The organism is Phyllobacterium sp. MT110 (assembly GCF_058792715.1).
In genome coordinates this window covers 1,157,044-1,174,513 of record NZ_JBXAFE010000001.1, presented here as the reverse complement: position 1 = coordinate 1,174,513, position 17,470 = coordinate 1,157,044, and the positions used below count along the sequence as shown (strand labels likewise).

Below are 17,470 nucleotides of genomic sequence, written 5' to 3'. Positions count from 1 at the left end.
GCGGAGCGGTTCCTGATGATTAAGCGCTACATTCTACCCGTGATCATTCTCATTTTGGTCGTGGTGCTTGCCGGAGGGCTGGTCTGGTTCAACTTTTTCCGCGACGGAATGATCAAGCAGTTCTTCGCGACCATGCAGCAGCCGGCGCAATCCGTCTCGACCTACACGGTCGAGCCTGCCGTCTGGACGCCGAATATCGAAGCCATCGGCACGGTCAGCGCCATTCAGGGCGTCGAGCTGGCCGTGGAAGTTGCGGGTATTGTCAAGGACATCCCGTTTACAGCCAACGATATCGTCGAGAAGGGCGCACCGCTGCTGCAGCTGGATGACGCCATCGAAAAGGCCGATATCGTCGCCGCCAAGGCGCAGGATGTGCTGAACGACCAGACATTGGCGCGTGCCCGCACCCTGAATACACGCGGTGTCGGCGCGGAATCCAATGTGGATACGGCCCAGGCCGCATCGCTGGCCAAGAAGGCTGAAATCGCCAAGCTGGAAGCTGTCATGGAGCAGAAGCTGCTCAAGGCACCGTTCAAGGGCACAGTCGGTATTCCGCGCATCGAGCTCGGCCAGTATCTGTCGCCGGGCACGGTCGTCGTTTCGCTGCAGGACCTGTCCACCATGCGTGTGGATTTCACCGTCAACGAACAGAATCTCAATCTGATCAAGATGGGCCAGTTGATCAAGCTGAGCCTTTCGGATGCCGATCAGCCCTATGAAGGCCAGATCACGGCGATCGAACCGCGCATTGATCCGTCGACGCGTCTGGTGTCGGTGCGGGCGAAAGTCGATAATCCCGAAGGCAAGTTGCGGCCCGGCCAGTTCGCGCAGGTTCGTGTCGAGCTTCCCAAGGAAGAAGGCGTATTCACCTTGCCGCAGACGGCGCTCGTCTCCAGCCTTTACGGCGACTACATCTATGTCGTTCGCCCGGCACCCGATGCAGCCAAGCCGGCAGATGCGGCAAAGCCCGCAGCGGATGCGGCCAAGCCTGCCGATGCGGCGAAGCCTGCTGCCGCCGGTGCGACTGCAGAGAAGAAAGAGCCCAAGCTTGTCGTTGCACAGGTTTTCGTCAAGCCCGGCCGCCGTTCCGGCCTTCTGGTTGAAATCACCAAGGGTCTGAAACAGGGCGATATCGTTGTGACAGCCGGTCAGAACCGCCTTAATGCCGGTTCGGTGGTCACAATCGCCAATGACGTGAACCCAGCAAATACAACCGATTCAGGACTGCCCAAGAAATGAATTTTTCAGAAGTTTTCATTCGCCGCCCCGTTCTATCGACGGTTGTCGCTTTGATGATCATTCTGCTTGGCGCGCAGGGTTTGACGAACCTTTCGATTCGCCAATACCCGAAGGTCGAGGAAACGGCCATCACCGTTACAACGGCCTATGCTGGGGCAAGTGCCGATCTTATTCAGGGATTCATCTCTGCGCCCATCGCCAATGCGGTGACCACGACGGAAAACATCGACTACGTGACGTCATCGTCGTCACCGTCGTCGAGCACCGTCACCGTTCACATGAAGCTTGGCTCCAATCCTGATGCGGCTTTGACCGAGGTCATTTCCAAGGTCAACCAGGTGCGCGGCAATCTGCCCAAGGAGGCGGACGACCCGGTCATCACCAAGGGCACGGGGCAGAATTTTGCGACGATGTACCTCGCCGTGCAGAACCCGAACATGACGAGCGAGCAGATCACCGAATATCTGCAGCGCGTCATCCAGCCGCGCATGTCGACCATTCAGGGCGTTGCCAACGCGCAGATTCTGGGCGGTCAGGTTTTCTCGATGCGCGTCTGGATCGACCCGGTCAAGATGGCGGCGCATACGACGACGGCTTCGGAAGTATTGGCTGCCATCAATCAGTCCAACTTCCTGTCGGCGCCGGGCAAGGTGCAGAACCTGTACACGGCTTCGCCGATCACGTTGAAGACCACATTGCAGACGCCAGAGGCATTCGGTGCCCTGCCGATCAAATCCGACGCCAAGAGCATCGTGCGGTTGCGCGATATCGCGCGGATCGAGCTTGGCGCGGTGAGCACGGATACGCGCGTGACCTTCAACGGCTCGAGCGGTACGTTTATCGGTATTTTCCCGACACCTTCGGCGAACCCGCTGGATATGACGGCGGCCGTGCGCAAGGAATTGCCGGCGATCCAGGCAACTCTGCCCGATGGCATGACCATGATCATGCTTTACGATTCGACGGAACAGATCAGTTCGTCGGTCGATGAAGTGTACAAGACCATCGGTGAAGCCGTGCTCATCGTTGTTCTGGTGATCCTTCTCTTCCTTGGTTCGTTCCGTTCCGTCATCATTCCGGTCGTCACGATTCCGATTTCGCTGGTCGGCGTGTGCTTCTTCCTGTTCCTGCTGGGCTATTCGATCAACCTTCTCTCCCTGCTGGCGATGGTTCTGGCCATCGGTCTCGTGGTGGACGACGCGATCGTTGTTCTGGAAAACATCCATCGCCACATCGAAGAGGGGCTGAAGCCGCTCGATGCCTCGCTCAAGGGCATGAAGGAAATCACCGGGCCGATCATCGCGATGACGATCACGCTCGCTGCCGTGTTCGCACCGCTCGGTTTTACCGCCGGTCTTACCGGGGCGCTGTTCCGCGAGTTCGCCTTTACGCTCGCCGGTGCGGTGATCATTTCCGGTGTCGCGGCTTTGACGGTTTCGCCGATGATGTGCGCGCTGCTGCTGAAACCCGGTAATCACAGCCGTTTCCAGCGCATCGTGGACAGAAGCTTCGGCTGGCTTGAAGGTGTCTATGAACGGCGCGTTGCCGGGTCGTTGGCCTTCCGGCCGGTGACATTGCTGATCGTTATCATTCTGGTGGCTTTGACAGGATTTCTGTTTACCAAAACGGCATCCGAACTGGCACCGGAAGAAGATGGCGGCTTCCTGGTCTCGCTGGTCAATGCTCCACAATATGCAACGACCGACTATACGCTGCTCTATGCCAACCAGATCGATGCGCTGACGAAGGATCTGCCGGAGCTCAAGGCCCGCTTCAACATTGCCGGCCTTGGCACGACGAATTCCGCCTTCGCCATCTGGGTCTTCAAGGATTGGTCACAGCGCACCAAGTCGCAGAAGCAGCTTCAGCAGGAACTGCAGAAGATGATTGCTCCGGTGGCGGGTGCGCAGGCCTATATCTTTGCCCTGCCGACCCTTCCGGGCAGCGGCGGCGGCTTGCCGATCTCCGTGGTTCTTCAATCGACCGGTCCGTCGGACAAGGTGTTTGAAATCGCCGAAGAGGTAAAGCGGCAGGCTCAGGCGTCCGGCAAGTTCATTGTCGTGCAGAATTCCCTGTCCTTCAATGCACCCCAGACGACGGTAACGATCGATCGTGACCGTGCGGCGGCTCTTGGCGTGCCGGTGAGTGACATCGGCCAGACGCTTGGATTGCTGGTCGGCGGCGGCAAGATCGCCAAGTTCGACCGCGATTCCAACAGCTATGACATCATTCCGCAGGTGCCGCAGGATTTCAGATCGAATCCTGAAAGCCTCGGCCAGTATTTTGTCAAAAGCGCCTCGGGTGACATGGTGCCTTTGTCGGCCGTGGTCAAAATCGTGCAGAATGCGGCACCGGCAGCCATCGAGCAGTTCAATCAGTTGAACTCCGCAACGATCAGTGCCTTGCCGATGCCGGGCGTCTCCACAGGTGAAGGCCTGCAGACGGTCATCAATACGGCACGTCCCTTGATGCCGGATGGGTTCTTCCTCGATTACATCGGCCAGTCGCGTCTGGAAATCACCCAGGGCAACACGATCCTCATTGCCTTCATTCTGGCGGTTGTCGTGATTTACCTGGTGCTTGCGGCGCAGTTCGAAAGCTTCCGCGATCCGTTCATCATCATGATGTCGGTGCCCTTGTCGATCTTCGGTGCGATTGTTCCGCTGAACATGGGGCTGGGAACGCTGAACATCTACACGCAGGTGGGGCTGATCACACTGGTCGGGCTGATTACCAAGCACGGTATTCTCATGGTGGAATTTGCCAACCAGCAGCGGGAACTGCATGGGATATCGCGGCATGATGCGATCATTCTGGCTGCCAAGACCCGTCTTCGCCCGATCCTGATGACGACGGCCGCCATGGCGCTCGGCGTTATCCCGCTGATCACGGCGACCGGTGCGGGTGCGGCAGCCCGTTATTCCATCGGCCTGGTGATTTTCTCCGGCATTCTGGTCGGCACGATCTTCACGCTCTTCGTGGTGCCGATGTTCTACACCTTCATTTCGCACAGGGATCACACGGCTGAGCCAGCCGCGGCGCCCGTGCCGAACGGGGATGCGCAATTCGGCCGTACCTGACCGGTTGAACGCTGCACAACAAAAAGCCTCCGAACCTTGCCGGTTCGGAGGCTTTGTCGTTTTCAATGGCTGGTATCGTCAGGCTCGCTTAACGGCGCGAAGAATGATGAGGAGGATGACGGCGCCGATTGTCGCCGAAATAACGGCGCCCAGAATTCCGGCACCCAGCGATATGCCCAGACGCGGCAGGAGATATCCCGCTATGAATGCGCCGATAACGCCGATGATCAGATCGCCGATGAGGCCAAAGCCGCCCCCACTGACAAGCTGACTCGCCAGCCACCCAGCGATCAGTCCCACTAACAGGAAAATAAGAAGTGATTCTCCACCCATAGTCGTCTCTCCACATGCCGGTTGCGTTACGATGGTCCTGCAGACCGTGGATGCCGCTCTTCATGGGCGATCCGGGATCGGCCGTAGAATCATCACAAGGATTTTACGATGGGAAATCTGTTTTGGATAATAAAACTTGTATGGATGGCGATCAAACACCGCAATATATAGTGCATTGAAGCAATCTGGCGGGCAGCCAAGGCACTATCACCCGGAAATCATTGCGCTTCTTGCGGTCTCAGCAAAATTTGGGAAGAAGCGAGAAACGCTTGAAAAAGCTATGCCGGCTATGGTTTCCCACGACCGGCATAGTTGCAGGCAATTCAAGAATTGCGGGCCAGGAAGATTACATTTTCTTGGCAGGGGCCTTCTTGGCAGCGGCCTTCTTGTGGGTCTTGTGCTTGTGGGTCTTTTTAACAGCATGCTTCTTTGCAGTGTGCTTGGTAGCAGCTGGTGCTGCTGCGGCTGCCGGTGCGGCAGCAGTGGCTGCGTTGGCGCTGGAAGCTGTCAGAACCGGAGCCGAAACAGCGAGAGCAACAGCAAGGCCGAGAGCTGTGTAGAGGGACTTTTTCATAGGTCAGTTTCCTTTTGATGTGGGCTCATGGGACACAGTCGATCAGTCATCAATCGGCTGCACACCGAGCAGTTTCAACGCTTGTGCGAACGTTCTGATGCCTTGTGCCTGCTTGTTGCTTGCACAAAACCTTGTCGCCCTGCGTTGAAGTGCTCTCGCCTTGGCTGCCCGTTTTGCCTCGGCGTGTTCGGTGATGGCTTGTTGAGTTTGCAGCTGAAGTTTGCCGCAAAGCTCGGAACGGGTCAGCGTTTCATCAGCCATCGACAGGTCGACTGGCGCAGCGGCATACAGCGCGCCGGTCAGAATGAGTGTCGATATGGTCAGAACGTTGCGCATAAAACCCTTTGGCGTTCGAGTGTTGTCCTGTTCAGTGGTTGCGAACAGGTCCGGTGTGCCTGTTATCGGGCATGACTATTGCGCGCGTTTTTCCGCTCTGTAGTGTTTTGTTTCTGGATTGTTTCTGAAAGCGGGAAGCGGCGGTAAATCGCCGGGAAGTGATCAGGGGCGGCTGGTCAATGCGGATTTCGGCCTTTATCTTGTTGCCGGATAATCAAAGCTAGTGGTCCGATTCTGACATTTGCATGTTCCGCGTGATGTCAAATGGGATGCGAATGTCAAATTCGTTCCACTAGGCCTGACACGTTGAAAGATTCGCATGAAATCTGAGCCGCATATCCTGATTGTCGACGATGACGATGCCATTCGCGATCTGCTGCACGAGTTTTTGAAAAAGCGCGGCATGCGTGTCTCCGTCGCCAGGGACAGTGAAGAGATGCAGGCCATCTTTTCGCGCACGCCCGTCGACCTGCTCATTCTCGATGTGATGCTGCCGGGCAAGAGCGGCATGGAGATTTGCCGGGATATCCGCATGCACTCACGCGTGCCGATCATCATGCTGACGGCCATCACGGAAACCACAGACCGCGTCGTCGGGCTGGAGATGGGGGCAGATGACTATGTGTCGAAACCGTTCGATCCGCGCGAGCTGCTGGCACGGGTGAGGGCGGTTCTGCGCCGTCTGGACGGCCCGGGCCCGGACCGGCGGATCGAGCCGCAGGTTTATAAATTTGCCGGATGGACGATGGATTGTTCGCGCCGCCGGCTGGTGTCGCCCGACAATGTGCGGGTGGAACTGACCAGCGGCGAATTCAATCTGCTGGAAACGCTGGTCAAGAGTGCGCAGCGCATGCTCAGCCGCGATCAGTTGATGGAGCTTGCGGGGAGCAATGTCGCTTACGGATATGATCGCAGCATCGATATTCTGATCAGCCGCCTGCGCCGCAAGATGGAAGACGATCCGCGGTCGCCGAAACTGATCCTGACCATTCGCGGCGGCGGTTATCAGTTCGTGCCGGAAGTCGTGGCGGAATGAAGCGGTTTCTGCCCCAGTCCCTGCCAAGCTGGATCCTGCTGATCCTGATTGCCGGACTGATCACCACGCAGATCGCCACACTGTCCATCGTCTCGCGTGACCGCAGCGAAGGCAACAACATCCTTGAGCTGTTTCGCCTGAGCGAGCGGGCGTACACGCTGGTCAAGCTGCTCTACGCCGCACCACCGCCGGAGCGCACCCGTCTTGCCGGCGCCATGTCGAATGCGTCCAGCCCGCTCTATATGTCGGATGATCCGGCCGTGACATCGGCGATTGCATCCGATGACAATCTGGCCGAGCTTGAAGACGTGCTTGTCGCGCGGTTTTCAGCCTTTGGCGTGACGGATGCTCGGGTTCGCCGCGAATCGCCCAACGCCACACCGGAAACCGATACGGATTCCAGCACGCCCGGTGCCGATGTCGGCGTCGTCGAAAAGCAGCTGTCGGCGCTCGCGCAGGATTTCAGCAAGAGCGGCGGCCTGATCGCATCCATCGAATTCAGCGACGGCCAATGGCTGAACTTCGTGACGCCGGTTTCGCCCATCGATCCGATCCTCACCGTGCAGACACTGCCATTGTTCGGCGCGGTCGCGGCCATTGTCATCATCTTGTCGATCTGGGCGATGCGCCGGCTGACGGCGCCGTATCGCGCATTGGAAAGCGCGGTCAAGCGCATCGGCGAGGATGTCAAAATTCCACCTTTGCCGGAATTCGGCAGCACCGAGTACAAATCGGCGGCGCGGGCCGTCAATGCCATGCAGGCCCAACTGCGCGAATATGTGGCTGACCGTGAACAATTGGCAGCGGCGCTTGCCCATGATTTGCGCACGCCGTTGACCCGCATTCGCCTGCGGCTTGAATTGCTGCGCAAATCCCAGCTGCGCCAGTCATTGATGCAGGATCTCAACGATATCGAGGCGATTTCCCGTTCGGTCATCGACTTCGCCACCTATGAAGTGGTCGATGAAGAACAGGAAAAGATCGATTTCTGGTCTCTGGTCGACTCAATCGTCGATAATTATCCGCAAGTGACGTTTGAAAAGAAGGGCATCGGCTCGCGCAAGCTCATCTGCACCGGGCGGCCGATCGCCTTGCGCCGCTGTGTCACCAATCTGATTGACAATGCGGTGGCCTACGGCGAAAGGGCTGATGTCAGTCTGAAGCTGGCCGGTAATGAGATTGTCCTGGTTATCAAGGATCACGGTCCCGGTATTCCGCAGGCCAAGCTGGACGAGGTGTTCCAGCCATTCCGGCGGGTGGAGGGGTCGCGCAACCGGCAAACGGGCGGGTTTGGTCTTGGCCTGACCATCGCTCGCAACATTGCCCGGCGCAGCGGCGGCGACATCAAGCTTGAAAACGATCCCGAGGGCGGATTGCGGGCGGAGCTGACAATCCCTCTGGCATCCTGACGCCTATTGCCCGGCCAGCACAAAGGATTGGATGTCGTCAAAGACGGCGTTCCAGTCCCGGTCGCCGATTTCCATGAAGCCGAAGAAGCGCAGCATGAAAATGCCTTCCGTGGCGATGAAGGCGATGCGCGCGCGGCGGCCCGCTTCGGTTGACAGGTCGAAATCCGCCATTCTGGTTTTGTACCAGGCGCGGGTGCTTGCAAGGTGCTCCGGTGTCTGGATCAGGGATGACATCAGGCTTGCCGCCTTGGCGTTGGAGCTTTCGTCGCCTTTGCGCGTGGCTTCCAGATGGGCGCGGATCGGCGAAACCGGGGTTCCCTGGGTGAGTTGCACGACTTCCGCATCATAGGCTTCACCCCAGCGTTCCAGCATTGCATCAATAAGGGCGCCCTTGGTGCCGAAGCAATATTGCACGCCGCCCTTGGTGATCCCGGCCGCTTTCGCCACCGCATCGATGGTGAGCGCCGCAGCGCCGACCTTGCTCACCACGGCTTCTGCCGCATCGAGAACCTTGCCCCGATCAATCGTGCGTTTCCGGCCCAAAACAGTCTTCCTCTTCCATTTCAATACGAACGTATTTATATATACCGCGATGCAGCGATATCCAATCAATGCATGACCGCAAATATAACGGGAGCGGCAAAAGCTCCAATGGTGAAAAAATGCTACCCCAAAACCGCTGGCTGGTCCTTGCGATCGTCTCCAGCGCGCTGTTCCTCGTCGTCATCGACATGACAGTTCTCTACACGGCTCTGCCGCGTCTGACCCGTGATCTTCATGCTTCGGCCTCGGCCAAGCTGTGGATCGTCAACGCCTATCCGCTGGTTGTCGCCGGCTTACTGCCCGGTGCCGGCGCGCTTGGTGACCGGATCGGCAACAAGAAATTGTTTGCCGGCGGCCTCGTCGTGTTTGGCGTTGCCTCGCTGGCAGCCGCATTCTCCCCGACAAGCGGGGTGCTCATCGCTTCGCGCGCCTTGCTGGCCGTGGGTGCAGCCATGATGATGCCGGCCACGCTTTCCATCGTCCGGCAGACCTTTGCCGACGAGCGGGAGCGCGCTTTTGCCATTGGCATCTGGGCGGCAATTGCATCGGGCGGCGCGGCCGTCGGCCCCGTGCTGGGCGGTGTCCTGCTCGAATATTTCTGGTGGGGCTCGGTTTTCCTGATCAACGTCCCCATCGTCGTCGTGGCGCTGGTTTTCACGCTGTGGATCATTCCCAACCGCGCGGGCGATAAGACGCGCCCCTGGGATCTCGTCGCGTCCGCGCAGATCATGGTCGGGCTTGTCGGCGTGACCTATGCGATCAAGGAATTCGGCAAGCAAACACCGGTTTACGCGGCGGCACTGGTTGCTGCGATGATTGGCATCGTCTTCCTGTGGCTGTTTGTCCGGCGGCAGGGACGCTCGGCGCAACCGATGATTGATTTCAGATTGTTCCGGAACCGGAGATTCTCGTCGGGTGTCGCGACCGCCTTCATCGCCTCGCTCACGCTCGTGGGCATGGAACTGGTGCTGAGCCAGCGTTTTCAGCTGGTCATGGGCCTGTCGCCGCTCGAAGCGGGGCTTCTGATCCTGCCGGTGCCGCTCGCTGCCTTCGCAGCGGGTCCGCTGGCGGGCCTGGCGCTGCCGCGCCTTGGCTCGGAACCTATCATGTGGGTCAGTCTTGCAGCGGCGGGGCTCGGCGTTGCCAGCCTGCTCTATGTCCATGACGCGAGGCCGCTCGTGCAGATTGCAAGCCTTGCCGTTCTCGGCTTCGGTTTCGGTGCGGCCATGACGGCGGCGTCAAGCGCCATCATGCTCAACACGCCGGAAGAAAGCGCCGGTACGGTGGCCTCGATTGAAGAAGTGTCCTACGAACTCGGCGGTGCCATGGGTGTCGCCTTGCTCGGCAGTCTCATGTCGACGATCTACAGCATCAGCCTGACGCTGCCTGACAGCATGAATGCGCCGGTGATGGTCTATGACAGCCTCGATGAGGCGTTGATCTATGCGAAGGGGCTCGCACCGGACGTCGCATCCGCCTTGGTCGGCTTTGCCCGGGATGCCTTCGAAAGCGCGTTCACCTCGGTCATTGTTGTGGCTTCCGCCACGCTGATCCTCACGGCAACGGCAATCAAGCTGGCAACACGGGCAGGCAGAAGCTGATTTGCAGCGTTATGGCTGGACCACGGCCCATGCCGACGCGGTGTCATAGAAGAAACGTTCTTCGATGATGCGGTCACCCTGCCAGCGCTGCAGCGCGAGTTCTTCGAGACGCCGGGTCACGCCATCCCTGGATGTCGCGTCGAATATCCACTGAATGACGACGGTGTCGCCGTCGATGAGGACGGCGCGGGCCGGGTGCGTATACATCCGGTCCAGCCGGTCGAGCGCGTTCTGTTCGTGGTTTTCAAGCAGCTCGCGGCCGCGGCGCGGTTCCTTGCCGGGCTCCTGCATGGAGGCATTTTCATGATAGAAATCGGTGATTGCTTTCACATGATCACCGCTGACGACAGTTGCAACAAAAGCATCGACGCGGCTGCGTTCCGGCATGGGGCTGTTCCTTCGATTGGATGATTTTTGCGGTGGCCGGCCCATGATACAGGTCCGGCTCCGCATAAACAAAGCTTCATTCAGATGATCGCGTGCGACAAGCCGCCATCCACCGGTATTGCCGCCCCGGTGACGTAGGAAGCCTTTTCGCTGGCGAGAAAGGCAGCCACTGCGCCGAACTCATCCGCCGTTCCGTAGCGGCCGACAGGCACATCCGCCTGGCTCTCTGCGGCAATGACGGCGACGTCAACACCCCGTGCTTCGGCATCCATGCGATCCAGCATGTCGGTGCGTGCCGTGGCGAGGCGTCCCGCGAGCAGCAGATTGACCGTTATCCCATCGGCAGCGACTTCGCCGGCAAGGCTCTTTGCCCAGCCGGCAACGGCAGCGCGCAACGCGTTGGATGCGGTCAGGCCGGCAATCGGCTCCCGGACGCTGGTGGACGACACCACGAGGATGCGGCCCCAATGCCGCTCGCGCATCCCCGGCAGAAAATGCGCGGCGATACGCACGCCGGACAGGAACATGGCTTCGAACTGGGTGCGCCATTGGACAATATTCAGCGAGGCGGCCGGAAACGGCGGCGGCCCGCCGCCATTCAGCAGCAGGATGTCGATGCCGCCCATCGCCTCATCAACACGATCAAGCATGGCAGCCAAAGCCACCGGATCGGCAAGATCGGCGTTGAGGGCGAAGGAGCGGGGCGAATGCACGCGCAGCGCACTGACCGTGGCGTTCAACGCCGCATCGTCCCGTCCGGCGATGGCGACAACCGCGCCGTTTTCGGCCAGGGCGCTGGCGACGCCACGGCCGAGCCCCTTGTTACCGCCGAGCACAAGCGCCCGTTTTCCTTCCAGTCCAAGGTTCATGGTAGAGTTCTCACTTTTTCAATGGGTTAGCGGACATGGATGATGGCATCCACTTCGACCGGGACATTCAGGGGCAGGCCCGCCATGCCGATGGCCGCACGGGCATGTCTGCCCCTGTCACCCAGCACTTTGAGCAACAGTTCGGATGCGCCATTGCCAACCGTTGAATAATCGCTGAACCCGGCGACGGCGTTCACGTAAACCGTGATCTTGGCTACCTGGACGACCCGGCTCAGATCGCCGTCCAATTCCCGGCTCAGCCAGAACAGGATGTTGGCAGCGCACATCGCGGCCGCCTGTTTCGCCTCTTCGAGGCTGATCGTTTCGCCGACTTTGCCTGTGTAGGCGATGTCTCCTCCCGCCTCGGGTATCTGGCCGGAGATATAGACGACATTGTCGACGCGGATAGCCGGTGCGAAGGGAAAGTCGGCTGGTACGATATCCGGCCAGATCAGGCCGGTCTGTTCAAAACGGTCACGGAAACTCGTCAAGGCAATCTCCTTATGCTGGGGAGCATTTCTTGCCATGCCTGATAGAGATAATGTATCTTGATATTGCTTATATCGATATAAGGTTTCTTAATGGACATGAATCTTGATCCGCACCTGTTGCGAGCGCTGCTCGTGGTTGCCGAAACGGGTACCGTCAGCGGTGCGGCGGAGAAACTGGCGCGCACGCAGGCGGCAGTCAGCATGCAGCTCAAACGGCTGGAGGCGGATCTCGGCACGCAGCTTCTCAAGCGTTCGTCACGCGGTGTGTCACTGACCGATTCAGGCGAAATTCTCGTCGCTTACGCCCGCAGGCTCATTGCGCTTGGCGAAGATGCACGTCAGCAGATCGAGGGACGCCAGCTGGTCGGGCGGGTGAGGCTCGGGCTGATTGAAGACCTTGTCGTTACACGGTTGCCCATTCTGCTGGCGGAATTTCGCAAGCGATTTCCACAGGTGGAACTTGATCTCGTCACGGCGCACAGCGGCGAGCTCAGCCATGATCTTCAGGCGGGCAAGCTGGATATTGTTGTTGCCGATCCATCGCGCTTTTCGTTTGCGCCGTTTTTTCACTGGTCGCGGCAACTGGTCTGGAGCGGCAGCCGTTTGATCGACGTCGGTGAGGGTGATCCCATCCCGCTCATCGTCTTCGAAGGTTCCTGCACCTGGCAGGACAAGACAACGGTGGCGTTTGCCAGCGCCGGGGTCGCATGGTCCATGGCGTGCCGGGTCTCGAGCTATGGTGCTCTCATCGGCGCCTTGCGTGCCGGACTTGGCTACAGTCTCATGCTGCCGGAAAGCATACCAGCTGATTGCGAAACGATTGACAGCGGCCGCAACCTGCCGGAGGCGCCAAGCGCCGATTTCGGACTGTTCGTCGGCAAGGACCCATCCAAGATCGTGCGGGAACTCGGGGTGTTTCTGCGGGAAAAACTGGTGTCCTGACTTCCGCAGTCAGGACACTCCCGTCTTGGGTTATGTTATTTTGCGGCCGGCTTGAGCGAACCGATGATTGCCAGCAGTTCGGGCGCGTGTTTTTCCTGTGTGCCCTTGGAACCCCAATAGGTGATGACAAGGAGCTTGTCCGGTGTGGGCGCGGCAAATGACAGTCCGATGTTCACGGCACCTTCCTTGTCCGTGCCGCTCCAGTCCAGATTGGTCATGTCCATTCCGTTGATCTGGTCCGTTGAGGTCTTCTTGGTGGAGTCATCGATCTTCACGCCGTTTTCCGTCAGAAAATCGATGGCGTCACTGATCACCTTGTCGGATGTTTTGGCATCGGCCACATCGACGGAGAGATAGATGGCCGAATCATCGGATGTGGCGTCGATCCCACCTTCGGTTTCCTTGGGTCCCCAGCTATTCGGAATGGTGATCGACGCGACCGGCGCCTCGCTCGGAAAGGTGAGGGTCGCGGCGGGCGCCGCAGCAGGCGCCAGTGCGATCATGGTCGCCAGCAAAATTTTCTTCATATGAATTCCCCTTGGGTTGTAACGCAGAGCATCACGAATTGCGGACTATTCCCAATTCGCTTTTTTCTTTCAGGTTTTCTGGATATATCAGAAGTATATCGGTAAGTTATTGCACATATATGAACAATAACAATAGTAATTCGTGGTAATTTTCACCAAGAACAAAATTTTTTATTTCTGAGTATGTTGAATATCAGCCCATAGGTTGAAGATTGACCTTTAGCAGGAGTGGCGCCTTCAAAACATCTTTCGATAAACTACAAAGCCGGAATGATCCGCCACTTTGTTGTAGAGTTCCATGGCGGTGTGATTGGTCTCGTGGGTGAGCCAATAAACCCGAGGGGACCCCGCAAGCTGCGCCCGTTCGTAAACGCCGTTGATCAGGGCTCTGCCGACGCCCTTTCCTCGTGCCGCCTCAGTGGTGAACAGGTCTTGCAGATAGCAGTTTGGCGCAATCGAAATGGTGCTGCGGTGAAAGATGTAGTGCGTCAGCCCCAGAAGCTGTCCGCCGCTCTCCGCAACAAGGGCATTGACCGGCTCATAGGCATCGAAGAATCGTTCCCAGGTTGTGCGGGTGATGTCCGCCGCCAGCGCTGTCGGGCCCGACCGTCCGTAAAACGCATTGTAACCATCCCAAAGCGGTAGCCACTGGTCATAATCCTGACGGGTGACGGGGCGAACGAGAAGATCGTTGGTCATGTGTTCATCCTGCATTCTCGGGGAAAGTGTAGGGGCGGTCGGCCGAAAGGAAGCTAAAACACGAAACGGCCCGGGGACAATGGGTATTTCAGATATTTTTGGTGTTGCCGGCGCGCGGGGCAGGCGCGCGTGCCGGCGATGGTTTTATTGATCTTGTGCCAGAACAGCTAGTCCAGCTCGCGCGCTCATATATTCTGACGCCGCTTGATCGTCATCAGGCGTTCGTAGAGTTTCAGACGTTTTGGCCGCCTTCTGCGGATCGACAGGAGGGAGCCGGACAGGAGAGCCGGCTGCAGGCAGACGGAATTGAGATGGATGAGCTTTTCACCGCGAATCGTCCAGGTGTGGAGAAAGGGCACCGTCGCATCGCCTTCATGCATCTTGAGATGAACGAGTGCGTGTACTTCGTCATCCTGGCAATTCAGGGTTTCATAGACGACGGATGTCGGTTCGAGGTAGAGCGAATACTGGCGCACGCACGTGCTCAGATAGTGTTCCGGGCCGGTGTAAACGCCACCCCATGGCACGCTGTCGCCGATGCGGGCCACGAAATCACTGTCAAGCAACGGGGCCATTGATTGCGGCCCGTCGCTGCGTGTTTTTTCGTAGACGAGCCGGATCAGGGCTCTGTTCTTGTCCTTGATGTTTCCGTTCATTTTTTGTTTTGGTCCCCACGGCACCGCTTATTGACGGTTCCGGCCCAATCTTACTGCGGTCTGATCGACGGGTATAGGCCCACGCCTGTCCCTGTCGGGCGCTTGGGCGGCCGATTGGCAATTGGTAGAGGTGAATGGTTGAGCTGATGGTGAGCGCGCGGGGGTTCGAACCCCGGACCTACTGATTAAAAGTCAGTTGCTCTACCGGCTGAGCTACGCGCTCCCAGGCAGGGAAGGCGCTTGCGCTACCCCTTGGGAATTGCGGCGGAACATAGGGATGACATCGGCATTGGTCAACAGCTATTGTGCACTGATTTTGCAAGATTAAGCCCTGTTTTTGCCCTGCCCACGGTTTTTCCGGGCATCGGAGGCATTTTACGCGGGGTTGGCGCTGCTGGTGGCGACAATCACAGCGCATCCGTGTGCCGAACTGGCGAAAAGGTGATTGGAATTTGTGGGGGATTCGGCCTATGGCAGCTTCCATCAGAATTGAAATGCCAAACGAGGAGCGCATATGGCGCTTGATGTATCCTATCTGACCGCTGCCGGTGCCGGTGCGCTGTCGTTCTTGTCTCCCTGCGTGTTGCCGCTTGTACCGCCTTATCTCTGCTACATGGCCGGCGTGACCGTGGAGGATTTCCGTTCCGATCAGCCCGCTGCCCGCGTTTCACCGGTGCGGCAGGCGCTGTTGCTTTCATCCTTCTGTTTCGTTCTCGGGTTTTCGACTGTTTTCGTGCTGCTGGGGGCGGGCGCCTCGACGATCGGCGGACTGCTGCGCATGTGGCAGCAGGAGATCGCCATTGCCGCCGGTGTCGTCATCATCCTGATGGGGCTGAATTTCCTCGGCGTGTTCCGCCTTGCCTTCCTGTCGCGCGAAGCGCGGTTCCAGACCAAGGGCAAGCCGGCAAACCCGCTGGCTGCCTATGTCATGGGACTGGCCTTCGCCTTCGGCTGGACGCCCTGCATCGGGCCGGTTCTCGGGCCGATCCTTGCCCTTGCGGGCGGCCGCGATACGGTTTCCGACGGGGCACTGCTGCTTGCCATCTATTCGCTGGGCCTCGGCATTCCCTTTATCATCGCCGCCCTGTTTTCCGGCTACTTCATGCGGTTCCTCACGCGCTTCCGCATGCATCTCGGCAAGGTGGAAAAGGTGATGGGCGGGCTGCTGGTCATCACCGGCGTGTTGTTCCTGACCGGCGGATTGCAGACATTCTCTTTCTGGCTGCTTGAAACATTTCCCATCCTTGGCCAACTCGGCTAAAGAAGCGGAACTTGTTCATGCATTGGCAACCGGGATTATGCCACGATCGGGCGTAAAACTGTGTCGAGCCAAAACGGATCCGGAATTCTGACAATGACATCACGTACCTGCCTCTCGGTCATTCTTGCCGCCGGTGAGGGCACGCGCATGAAATCAGCGCTGCCGAAAGTGCTTCATCCGATCGCCGGTCTGCCCATCGTAGCGCATGTGGCGAAGGCGGTTCACAGCGCCGGGGGCAGCGATATCGCTCTGGTTGTCGGCCGTGGCGCCGATGCGGTGCGTGACGCGGTGCAATCGGTGGTTTCCCATGTCACGGTGCACGAACAGACTGAACGGCTCGGCACCGCCCACGCGGTTCTCGCCGCCCGCGATGCAATCGCGCGCGGCTATGACGATATCCTTGTGGTGTTCGGCGATACGCCCCTCATTGAAACTGCAGCCTTGGATCGGGCACGGGCCAAATTGGCCCGGGGTGCCGACGTCGTTGTCATGGGCTTCCGGCCGGACAACCCGGCGGGTTATGGCCGTCTGGTCGAAAAGGGCGGCAAGCTGATCGCCATCCGCGAAGACAAGGATGCCAGCGAAGACGAGAAAAAAATCGGTTTCTGCAATGGCGGCCTGATGGCCTTGCGTGGCGACAGTGCCCTGCAGCTCCTGGACAAAGTCACCAATGCCAACGCCAAGGGCGAATATTATCTGACGGACGTGGTTGAAATCGGCAATGCACTGGGAAAATCCGTCGTTGCCATCGATATTGCCGTCGACAATGTCATCGGCATCAACACCCGCGTCGAGCTGGCGGAAGCCGAAGCCATCTGGCAGAACCGCAAGCGGCGGGCAATGATGCTCGCCGGGGTCAGCATGCAGGCGCCGGAGACCGTGTTTTTTGCGCATGATACGTTGATTGAAGCCGATGCGGTGCTGGAACCGCATATTGTCTTCGGTCTGGGGGTGTCGGTGGCGACAGGCGCCGTCATTCATGCCTTTTCCCATCTGGAACGGGCGAAGGTGGGGCCGGGCGCCAATGTCGGCCCGTTCGCCCGTCTGCGTCCGGGCGCCGATCTTGCTGCCAATGCCAAGGTCGGAAATTTCGTCGAGGTCAAGAACACCAGGATCGGCGTCGGCGCAAAGGTCAGCCATTTGACCTATCTCGGCGATGCCACGGTCGGCGCCGATGCCAATATTGGTGCCGGAACGATCACCTGCAATTACGACGGCTATAACAAGGCTTTGACGGAGATCGGGGTCGGTGCTTTTATCGGCTCCAACACGTCGCTGGTCGCGCCGGTGTCGGTTGGCGACAATGCCTATGTCGCTTCGGGCAGCGTGATTACGCAGAATGTCCCGGCGGATGCGCTGGCGTTTGGCCGGGCACATCAGGTCAACAAGGAAGGCCGGGCGGTTCAGCTGCGCGCAGGCTATGCCGCGCAGAAAAAGGCCAAGAAGGCCGCGGAATAACGCATTGGCAGTTCATGCCAGACATTGAA

General features: G+C 58.8%; 18 protein-coding genes and 1 tRNA gene. 8 read left to right on the top strand and 11 right to left on the bottom strand.

The window, feature by feature from the left end:
* The first annotated feature begins 15 nt into the window (after positions 1–15).
* Positions 16–1,239, top strand: coding sequence for an efflux RND transporter periplasmic adaptor subunit (locus tag AC1Q5O_RS06140; protein WP_464660492.1), 1,224 nt, complete (start codon positions 16–18; stop codon positions 1,237–1,239).
* On the top strand, positions 1,236–4,319 hold the full coding sequence (locus AC1Q5O_RS06135) for an efflux RND transporter permease subunit (protein WP_492562139.1): 3,084 nt from the start codon (positions 1,236–1,238) through the stop codon (positions 4,317–4,319). Before AC1Q5O_RS06140 ends, AC1Q5O_RS06135 begins: the two co-directional genes overlap by 4 nt.
* A gap of 78 nt (positions 4,320–4,397) precedes the next feature.
* Here AC1Q5O_RS06135 and AC1Q5O_RS06130 read toward each other — a convergent pair whose 3' ends face one another.
* The 3 genes from AC1Q5O_RS06130 to AC1Q5O_RS06120 all read right to left on the bottom strand — a co-directional run bounded on the left by AC1Q5O_RS06130 (position 4,398) and on the right by AC1Q5O_RS06120 (position 5,562).
* Complete coding sequence (locus AC1Q5O_RS06130; protein ID WP_105732726.1) at positions 4,398–4,652, bottom strand: GlsB/YeaQ/YmgE family stress response membrane protein; 255 nt, start codon at positions 4,650–4,652, stop codon at positions 4,398–4,400.
* Between the two features lie 346 nt (positions 4,653–4,998).
* Entirely contained in the window at positions 4,999–5,226 is a 228-nt protein-coding gene (locus AC1Q5O_RS06125) for a hypothetical protein (protein ID WP_403174638.1), read from the bottom strand.
* A 42-nt stretch (positions 5,227–5,268) separates the two neighbouring features.
* Complete coding sequence (locus AC1Q5O_RS06120; protein ID WP_346305115.1) at positions 5,269–5,562, bottom strand: hypothetical protein; 294 nt, start codon at positions 5,560–5,562, stop codon at positions 5,269–5,271.
* Positions 5,563–5,881: 319 nt separating this feature from the next.
* Between AC1Q5O_RS06120 and AC1Q5O_RS06115 the strand changes: the two genes are divergently transcribed.
* Together AC1Q5O_RS06115 and AC1Q5O_RS06110 are read left to right on the top strand one after the other, a co-directional pair.
* Positions 5,882–6,598, top strand: coding sequence for a response regulator (locus AC1Q5O_RS06115; RefSeq protein WP_346305116.1), 717 nt, complete (start codon positions 5,882–5,884; stop codon positions 6,596–6,598).
* A complete protein-coding gene (locus tag AC1Q5O_RS06110; RefSeq protein WP_346305117.1) occupies positions 6,595–8,007 on the top strand; it encodes an ATP-binding protein in 1,413 nt (470 codons plus the stop codon). The genes AC1Q5O_RS06115 and AC1Q5O_RS06110 overlap by 4 nt, the downstream gene beginning before the upstream one ends.
* A 3-nt stretch (positions 8,008–8,010) precedes the next feature.
* Here the strand turns inward: AC1Q5O_RS06110 and AC1Q5O_RS06105 are convergent, their stop codons facing one another.
* On the bottom strand, positions 8,011–8,550 hold the full coding sequence (locus tag AC1Q5O_RS06105) for a TetR/AcrR family transcriptional regulator (protein WP_492562138.1): 540 nt from the start codon (positions 8,548–8,550) through the stop codon (positions 8,011–8,013).
* Positions 8,551–8,669: 119 nt separating this feature from the next.
* Between AC1Q5O_RS06105 and AC1Q5O_RS06100 the strand changes: the two genes are divergently transcribed.
* The gene (locus AC1Q5O_RS06100; protein ID WP_492562137.1) at positions 8,670–10,151 is read left to right on the top strand and encodes an MFS transporter; all 1,482 of its coding nucleotides are present in this window, start codon (positions 8,670–8,672) and stop codon (positions 10,149–10,151) included.
* 9 nt (positions 10,152–10,160) lie between these two features.
* On the opposite strand, the gene AC1Q5O_RS06095 is transcribed toward AC1Q5O_RS06100, so the two are convergent.
* The 3 genes from AC1Q5O_RS06095 to AC1Q5O_RS06085 form a co-directional block, all read right to left on the bottom strand.
* Positions 10,161–10,538: a nuclear transport factor 2 family protein gene (locus AC1Q5O_RS06095; protein ID WP_472461118.1), complete on the bottom strand. Its 378-nt coding sequence runs from the start codon at positions 10,536–10,538 to the stop codon at positions 10,161–10,163.
* A gap of 80 nt (positions 10,539–10,618) precedes the next feature.
* Positions 10,619–11,407: an SDR family oxidoreductase gene (locus AC1Q5O_RS06090; protein WP_492562136.1), complete on the bottom strand. Its 789-nt coding sequence runs from the start codon at positions 11,405–11,407 to the stop codon at positions 10,619–10,621.
* A 26-nt stretch (positions 11,408–11,433) separates the two neighbouring features.
* Positions 11,434–11,898, bottom strand: coding sequence for a RidA family protein (locus tag AC1Q5O_RS06085; protein ID WP_492562135.1), 465 nt, complete (start codon positions 11,896–11,898; stop codon positions 11,434–11,436).
* A 90-nt stretch (positions 11,899–11,988) separates the two neighbouring features.
* Between AC1Q5O_RS06085 and AC1Q5O_RS06080 the strand changes: the two genes are divergently transcribed.
* Complete coding sequence (locus tag AC1Q5O_RS06080) at positions 11,989–12,840, top strand: LysR family transcriptional regulator (protein ID WP_492562134.1); 852 nt, start codon at positions 11,989–11,991, stop codon at positions 12,838–12,840.
* A 35-nt stretch (positions 12,841–12,875) separates the two neighbouring features.
* On the opposite strand, the gene AC1Q5O_RS06075 is transcribed toward AC1Q5O_RS06080, so the two are convergent.
* The 4 genes from AC1Q5O_RS06075 to AC1Q5O_RS06060 all read right to left on the bottom strand — a co-directional run bounded on the left by AC1Q5O_RS06075 (position 12,876) and on the right by AC1Q5O_RS06060 (position 14,945).
* A complete protein-coding gene (locus tag AC1Q5O_RS06075; protein ID WP_223613306.1) occupies positions 12,876–13,367 on the bottom strand; it encodes a histidine kinase in 492 nt (163 codons plus the stop codon).
* A gap of 237 nt (positions 13,368–13,604) precedes the next feature.
* Positions 13,605–14,066, bottom strand: coding sequence for a GNAT family N-acetyltransferase (locus AC1Q5O_RS06070; protein ID WP_472461122.1), 462 nt, complete (start codon positions 14,064–14,066; stop codon positions 13,605–13,607).
* A 185-nt stretch (positions 14,067–14,251) separates the two neighbouring features.
* Entirely contained in the window at positions 14,252–14,722 is a 471-nt protein-coding gene (locus AC1Q5O_RS06065) for a hypothetical protein (protein ID WP_223613308.1), read from the bottom strand.
* Positions 14,723–14,869: 147 nt separating this feature from the next.
* Positions 14,870–14,945, bottom strand: a tRNA-Lys gene (locus tag AC1Q5O_RS06060).
* Between the two features lie 291 nt (positions 14,946–15,236).
* On the opposite strand from AC1Q5O_RS06060, the gene AC1Q5O_RS06055 reads away from it, so the two are divergent.
* Both AC1Q5O_RS06055 and glmU read left to right on the top strand, forming a co-directional pair.
* Positions 15,237–15,983, top strand: a complete 747-nt coding sequence (locus AC1Q5O_RS06055) for a cytochrome c biogenesis CcdA family protein (protein ID WP_105732738.1) — start codon at positions 15,237–15,239, stop codon at positions 15,981–15,983.
* Between the two features lie 93 nt (positions 15,984–16,076).
* On the top strand, positions 16,077–17,441 hold the full coding sequence (glmU, locus tag AC1Q5O_RS06050) for a bifunctional UDP-N-acetylglucosamine diphosphorylase/glucosamine-1-phosphate N-acetyltransferase GlmU (protein ID WP_464660471.1): 1,365 nt from the start codon (positions 16,077–16,079) through the stop codon (positions 17,439–17,441).
* Positions 17,442–17,470: the final 29 nt, after the last annotated feature.